Origin of the sequence: Nocardia crassostreae, from assembly GCF_001613405.1 — a bacterium.
Taxonomy (GTDB): Bacteria; Actinomycetota; Actinomycetes; order Mycobacteriales; family Mycobacteriaceae; genus Nocardia; species Nocardia crassostreae.
Map to the genome: position 1 here is coordinate 151,282 of NZ_BDCH01000040.1, position 6,498 is coordinate 157,779.

General features: G+C 65.4%; 6 protein-coding genes and 1 pseudogene. 4 read left to right on the top strand and 3 right to left on the bottom strand.

Annotated features, from left to right (window positions below; translation table 11 throughout):
- Positions 1 to 313: 313 nt before the first annotated feature.
- Positions 314 to 934 carry a TetR/AcrR family transcriptional regulator gene (locus NC4_RS35500; protein ID WP_067547837.1) on the bottom strand — a complete coding sequence of 207 codons (621 nt, stop codon included), beginning with the start codon at positions 932 to 934 and terminating at the stop codon, positions 314 to 316.
- A 179-nt stretch (positions 935 to 1,113) separates the two neighbouring features.
- Between NC4_RS35500 and NC4_RS35505 the strand changes: the two are divergent.
- The 3 genes and pseudogenes from NC4_RS35505 to NC4_RS35515 all read left to right on the top strand — a co-directional run bounded on the left by NC4_RS35505 (position 1,114) and on the right by NC4_RS35515 (position 3,812).
- Positions 1,114 to 2,050, top strand: a pseudogene (locus NC4_RS35505) (metal-dependent hydrolase).
- Complete coding sequence (locus NC4_RS35510) at positions 2,047 to 3,210, top strand: hypothetical protein (RefSeq protein WP_067547841.1); 1,164 nt, start codon at positions 2,047 to 2,049, stop codon at positions 3,208 to 3,210. The pseudogene NC4_RS35505 and the gene NC4_RS35510 overlap by 4 nt, the downstream one beginning before the upstream one ends.
- A 92-nt stretch (positions 3,211 to 3,302) precedes the next feature.
- Entirely contained in the window at positions 3,303 to 3,812 is a 510-nt protein-coding gene (locus NC4_RS35515; protein ID WP_157555419.1) for a hypothetical protein, read from the top strand.
- A 62-nt stretch (positions 3,813 to 3,874) separates the two neighbouring features.
- On the opposite strand, the gene NC4_RS35520 is transcribed toward NC4_RS35515, so the two are convergent.
- Positions 3,875 to 4,132 (bottom strand): type 1 glutamine amidotransferase family protein, encoded by a 258-nt coding sequence (locus NC4_RS35520; protein WP_084530091.1) that lies wholly within the window; start codon positions 4,130 to 4,132, stop codon positions 3,875 to 3,877.
- 359 nt (positions 4,133 to 4,491) lie between these two features.
- Here NC4_RS35520 and NC4_RS35525 point away from each other — a divergent pair, with 359 nt between their 5' ends.
- A complete protein-coding gene (locus NC4_RS35525) occupies positions 4,492 to 4,983 on the top strand; it encodes a methyltransferase family protein (RefSeq protein ID WP_157555420.1) in 492 nt (163 codons plus the stop codon).
- Positions 4,984 to 5,052: 69 nt separating this feature from the next.
- Here the strand turns inward: NC4_RS35525 and NC4_RS35530 are convergent, their stop codons facing one another.
- Positions 5,053 to 6,441, bottom strand: coding sequence for an RNA polymerase sigma factor (locus NC4_RS35530; RefSeq protein WP_067547851.1), 1,389 nt, complete (start codon positions 6,439 to 6,441; stop codon positions 5,053 to 5,055).
- Positions 6,442 to 6,498 lie beyond the last annotated feature (57 nt).

The following is a 6,498-nucleotide window of genomic DNA, read 5'->3' on the forward strand; positions in this document are numbered from 1 at the left end:
CAACCAGCACCGCACCGCTTTCCGAGGAAGAACCGCAGAGCTTGCGGCTGCTGGCGAGCGAGCTCCGGCATCAGCCAGCGGAAGACGTCGGAGCAGCGAATCCTCCATTCCGTCGCCGACGGGTCTGCGGCGGCGGACCAAACGGCCGGGGCGCGGCAGAAGCGGACATTGGAGCTATCGCCGGGGTAGCCACCGGTGACGTGAAAATCGGTTCCTTGCCTTCCAACCCGATCCAGATCCAACGCCCCCGCGCGGCCTGGCTCGCGATGCTGTGCGGCGCGAACTCCGCACCCGGGCGTGCGAGGTGTTGCGTTCAAGGGTTTTCGGCGTACTCGCTCTGGGCGGTGATGGCGGCGCCCATCCAGCGGCGGAGGTAGTCGCGGAGTTCGGGGTCGGTGCGGGGTGGGTTGCCGGGGGAGACGAAGAACGAGTGCATGGTGCGGAGGACGTATTCGACCAGTTCGAGGAGGGACTCGTCGGTGTAGCCGTGGCGGGCCCAGTCGACGTCGAAGCGGTGGAGCATGGACATGCCGAAGGCCTTGGCCTGTTCGGAGGTGAGGCTGTCGGGGTCGATGCTGGAATAGGAGTTCGAGAGCAGGATGCCCAGGTGGGGGGTGCGGCGGACTTCGGCGAGGGTGTAGACGACGCCTTCGGTCATGGCTTCGGCGGGGTCGTCGAGGCCCGCCACATGGGCGGTGAGGCGATCGAGGAAGCCGTCGACCGAGGCGATGGCCGCCGCTTGCATCAGGGATTCCGCGCTGGGGATGTAGCGGTAGACGGTCTGGCGGATGACGCCCAGAGCTTCGGCCACATCGGCGATGCTGATGGCCGCGCCGGTCCTGTCGATGAGGTCGACGGCCGTGGCGACGATACGGCGATGCGCCTCTTCATCATTCGCGGGCGGACTCCCGCCCCATCCGCGTCTGCGCGCCACCTGGCGGACAGTATCAGAGAGCACATGCCGTAACGGTGCGGCGTGGCGAATCTAGGCAAAGTCATCATACATTGCGACGCATATTTGTATGATTGTCGCATCGCGCTGGCAGAGCGCGATGTCCGATCGACTATTTCCCGAGGCTAGGTACGCCCAGTGACCCACTTGCAACCCCAAAGATGGACTTCGGATTCGAGGACGCCGATGTCCCCTTCCTGTGGAACCCGCAGAATCCCGCCTGGTCGAGCATGTCCAATGCGGTCTCGTTCCTGGCCGTCGGCTTCGAGAAGATGATCGTGAAGCTGATCATGCAGTTGAAACCGGTGTTCACCGATCCGGATGTGGCGGCGGAGGCCGTCGCGTTCATGCGGCAGGAGGGGCATCATTCGACCGCGCACCGCCAGCACGTCAAGGCATTGATCAAGCGCTATCCGGGGTTGCAGAACACGCTCGACGCGGTGATCGGCGAGTTCGATCTGCTCACCGAGGCCACCTCGCGCGAGTACCGGCTCGCCTACACCGCCGATCTGGAGGCGACCTTCACGCCGGTGTTCAAGTTGATGCTCGACAACGAGGAGACGCTGTTCCGGCCCGGCGACGACCGGGTCGCATCGCTGTTCATCTGGCACTTCGTGGAGGAGGTCGAGCACCGCAGCTCCGCCATGATTCTGTTCAATTCCGTTGTGGGCGACGAGCTTTACCGGATGCGGATGGCACCGTCGATCTTCGCGCACGTGCTGAAGGTGATCCGGATCGGCTGCGCCGGGTTCAACCAACACGTCCCGCTGGCGGACCGGCAGGTCGATTCGCTGTCGATGTTCGCCCGGCATCGCGCCAAGCAGCGGGTGCTGACCTTCTTCGCGCCGTACCTCACCAAGGGCCCCATGCCGCGCGCATTCAACGGGCTGCCGCGCGCGGCGCAGCTCACCGCCCTCGGCGGCGCAGCTCACCGCCCTCGGCGGCGTCGTTCGCAGCCAGATGCCCAAACATGATCCGGCGCACGAGAAGTTGCCGGAACTGGCCGATCGTTGGTTCGAGCGCTACGACGCGGGCTACGACTGCACCCGCTGGTACACCGCCGAACAGCGCACCGATGCGCTGGAGGTGAATCGATGACCGACCTGTGTCCGACCACGTTCTCCGAACTCGCTACGCGGCTGGGCTTTTCGTGCGACGAGGCCGGTGGGCTCATCGAATTCCGCAGCCCGGCCGCACTGGAGAACTGGACGCTGCCGGTTCTCGAGGCGACCATCGTGCTCGGTTCCGTGCTCGCGCTGATCTATGCGATCGTGCGGCTGCGCAGGCACGGCGACCCCACCAACCTGGTGCTCTGGTTCGGCGCGACCGCCTACCTGTTCGTCATCGAGCCGCCGCTGCACTTCCCGTCCGCGTTCGGCATTGCCGAGCACGTCGATACGATGTTCGCGCACAACGTGTTCACAGTGGACTTCCTGTGGGGCAGGTTGCCGCTCTACATCATCGCCATCTATCCGCTCATGGCCACCATCGCCTTCGAAATCGTGCGCATGCTGGGCGTTTTCCGCCGCTACGGCGTCTTCCTCGGCGCGGCCTGCGTCGGCTTCGTCCACCACGCCTTCTACGAGATCTTCGACCACATCGGCCCGCAACTGCGCTGGTGGGAATGGTCGGTCGACAACCCGCTCAATCAGCCCATGTTCGATTCGGTCCCGCTGCCCAGCGTGGTCGTCTTCGCCGCACTGTGGCCGATGTCCCTGGCCTGGTGCGTGCAATTCTTCGTCGGCCGCCACGCCGATTCCGGCCAGCATTTCACCGGCCCCCAATTGATCTGGCGCACAGTGGTGATCGGCCTGCTGGCCTCGGTCGGCACCTTCGCGCTCCCGCTCCCCGCGACGGTATTCGGCATGGGCAGCGATACAGTGCGCGGATTCCTCTACGCCGCAGAGCTTCTCGTGCTCTCCGCGGTGTCGGTGGCCCTGCTGGTCCGGCAGTGGTACGCGCTGCGCACCGGCGCGGCCCCGGCGCCCGGATACCGAAATCGCCTGGTGCAGTGGTACGCGCTCTTCTATCTTGCGGTCTTCGCGGCGCTCTGGCTCACCGCCCTACCGGACTTCTTCGACGCGGTGGACGGCGTCACCGCCAATGGCGACCCCGTCGGCAGCCTCTGGTACACGATCACCTGCTTCGCCATCGCCTTCCTGACCGTCCTGGCGACTTTCACGGTGCCACACGAGACCTCGCACTCCAACGGCGCTTCTTCGGACGGAGCCGAATCCGTCACGACGAACACCAGGTGATCCGGGCGGGCTGGCACAATCGATGTCGAACGGCCGCGCGGGATGGGGAGAACCGCGGCCGGGCGAACACCGTGCGAAGAGGGGGTCTCATCGTGGCCGCGAGAAACCGTGGCAACACCACCGTGTATCGGTCGTCGAAGCTTCCGGCGCTGCTGATCATGCTGGGAATCACCGTATTCGTCGTTCCCGGCACAGTGCCGCTGCTGAGCGATGAACCCGCAACGGAGGAGGTCCTCACCAACGCCTTACTGTCGACATTGGTGCTCGTGCTCGGTCTGATACCCCTGGTGAAGGAGTTCATCCTGCCTGAGCTGACCCTCACCGATTCTGGATTCACGCACCGTCGAACCGGCTCGTACGCCTGGGCGGAAGTCACCCGGATCAGGTTCCGGAAGATGGGCCCGCTGCACCTCCTCGAAGTCCTGCTCTGGCATCCGGAAGCGTCGCTGGAACGCGCACCGTGGCACGTCCAGCAACTGGGCCGAGCCATGCGACGCAGGGGCTACAGCCCCGTCACGATTCCCGCCCTGACCCTGACGGCGCCGCTGACCGAAGTCGCCGCGGCGATGCGGCGGCACCATCCGGATCTCTCGGTCGGGTAGCAACACCGGCGCACCAGCGCTGCGCCGAACGCGGGAGTGCTTGGTCGAGCGCTGACTTCCGGCTATGCGCCGATTGTGCGCCAGACGGTGCCACGGCGTTCGAATTCGAAGAGCTTTTCCACCGAAAGCGCCGCCTGGGCGCCGAACTCGCGTTCCATCAGGTACACGCCCAGGTCCAGTCCGGAGGTCACGCCGCCCGCGGTCACCAGGTCGCCGTCGTCGACGATGCGGGCATCGATCGTGCGCACGCCGGTGGCGTTCAGCACATCAACGCCGCGGTGATGGGTTGTCGCGCAGCGATTGTGGATGAGGCCCGCCATGGCCAGAACACGGCGGTATCCGCTCAACCGCTCAGCGCGAGACCGAACTCCCTGCTTATTCACCGCGGAAGTCTTTCACCTCACGGGGTAGCCCGCACGCCACCGTCACGCGACTGCGTGACAAGCCGCTGGATCGTGACGCCAAGGGTGAGCAGCCCCCCAACTGGCTAGCTGACGCATGATGCTGCAAACGCACTACTACTCTGCCCCATGTCGTGCTGTCCGAATGGTACTGCGCCATCGGGTTGACGGCGAATATTGTTGTAAGAGAACGAGATCAGTTCGCCGAGTAGGTGCTCTGCGGCTCGGGTTCGGGTGAGTTCCGACCCGGGCGGTGGAACGGAACTAGGCTGGATCTCGTGCGCGGAACGCTTCCTCCGATCCCCGCCCTTGCCTTGATGGCCGTGGGGCACTCCATCGCCTTCGTGGCCTTCCCCATCGCGGTGTCGAGCCTCGGTGAGCGCCACGGATGGTCCCAGGGCCGACCAGGGTTGGTGAATCTCGTCGTAGGCACGCCGGTCCTGGGTGCCGGGGTGGGTATTTACGTCTGGACCGTGGCGAGCCATCTCCGGGTTCGGTCTGGATGGCAGATCGCGCTGACGCCCGACTATCTGAACAAGGCTGGCCCATATCGGTTCTCGCGCAACCCCATGTACGTCGGCCAGCTCACGCTCTGGGGTGGCTGGGCCGCACTGTTCGGGAGCCTGCCGGTGGCTGGCGGCCTGGCGGCATGGACTGCCTTCGTGAACGGTCTCGTGCGCTGGGAGGAACGGGCTTTGCACAAGCGGTGGGGTTCGGATTATGACGCTTACCGACACCGTGTCCCGCGATGGGGCAGGCTTCCCCGCTGAATCCAAGAGGGCCGAAAACGAGGATTGGGCCGCCGAGCAGTAGCTCGGCGGCCCAATCAAGAGTCGAACTCAGTCCAGGTAGTCGCGCAGGACCTGGGAGCGGCTCGGGTGGCGGAGCTTGCTCATGGTCTTGGACTCGATCTGGCGGATGCGTTCGCGGGTTACGCCGTAGAGCTGGCCGATTTCGTCCAGGGTGCGGGGCTGGCCGTCGGTGAGGCCGAAGCGGAGGCGGACTACGCCTGCTTCGCGCTCGGAGAGCGTTTCGAGGACGGACTGCAACTGGTCTTGCAGCAGCGTGAAGCTGACCGCGTCGACGGCGACTACTGCTTCGGAGTCTTCGATGAAGTCGCCGAGTTGGCTGTCGCCTTCGTCGCCGATGGTCTGGTCCAGGGAGATGGGCTCACGGGCGTACTGCTGGATTTCCAGCACCTTCTCCGGCGTGATGTCCATTTCCTTGGCGAGCTCTTCGGGGGTGGGCTCGCGGCCCAGGTCCTGGAGGAGTTCGCGCTGGATGCGGCCGAGCTTGTTGATGACCTCGACCATGTGCACCGGGATGCGGATGGTGCGGGCCTGGTCGGCCATGGCGCGGGTGATGGCCTGGCGGATCCACCACGTGGCGTAGGTCGAGAACTTGTAGCCCTTGGTGTAGTCGAACTTCTCGACCGCGCGGATCAGACCCAGGTTGCCTTCCTGGATGAGGTCCAGGAACGCCATACCGCGGCCGGTGTAGCGCTTGGCGAGCGAGACGACCAGGCGGAGGTTGGCCTCGAGCAGGTGGTTCTTGGCGCGGTTGCCGTCGCGCATGATCCAGTTCAGATCACGGCGCAGCTGCACCGGCAGCTTCTCACCCTTCTCGGTGAGCTTGCGCATCTTCTCCGTGGAGTAGAGACCGGCCTCGATCCGCTTGGCGAGCTCGACCTCCTCCTCGGCATTGAGCAGCGCGACCTTACCGATCTGCTTGAGGTAGGCGCGCACCGAGTCGGCCGAAGCGGTCAGCTCGGCGTCCTTGCGGGCCTGCCGCAGCGCCTCGGATTCCTCTTCGTCCCAGACGAAGTCGCCGGAGGCCTTGTCCTTCTCGGAGGGTTCCTCGGCCTCTTCGGTCTCGGCTTCCGCCTCGACCTCCCCGGCCTCTTCCTCCTCGTCGTCCTCGCCGATCTCGACATCGTCGACGTCGATATCACCGAGATCGTCGAGTTCCAGCGACTCGTCGTCGCCGATCTCCTCGACGTCGCCCTCGGGGCTGCCGTCGGCCTTCTTGGGGCTGGCCTTCTTGGCAGCCGCCTTGGTGGCCTTGGCCGCCTTGGCGGGCGCCTTCTTGGCAGCGGCCTTCTTCGCCGCAACCTTCTTGGCCGGGGCCTTCTTGGCGGCAGCCTTCTTGACCGGCCGTGCTGCGGTGGTGTCTGCTGAATCGGCGGCTTCGGCCGAGTCGGCGGTCTCTCGGGTATTCGTGGCTACCACGTACGCCCTTTCGTGACGGTCTCGTGCGGCGTCACGCCAGAGTGGATCCGGCGGAGC

What these genes read in the sequence shown, in the direction of transcription:
- NC4_RS35510 (WP_067547841.1), top strand. Translation starts at nt 2,047, where the DNA reads ATGACCGACCTGTGTCCGACCACGTTCTCCGAACTCGCTACGCGGCTG.
- NC4_RS35520 (WP_084530091.1), bottom strand. Translation starts at nt 4,132, where the DNA reads ATGGCGGGCCTCATCCACAATCGCTGCGCGACAACCCATCACCGCGGC.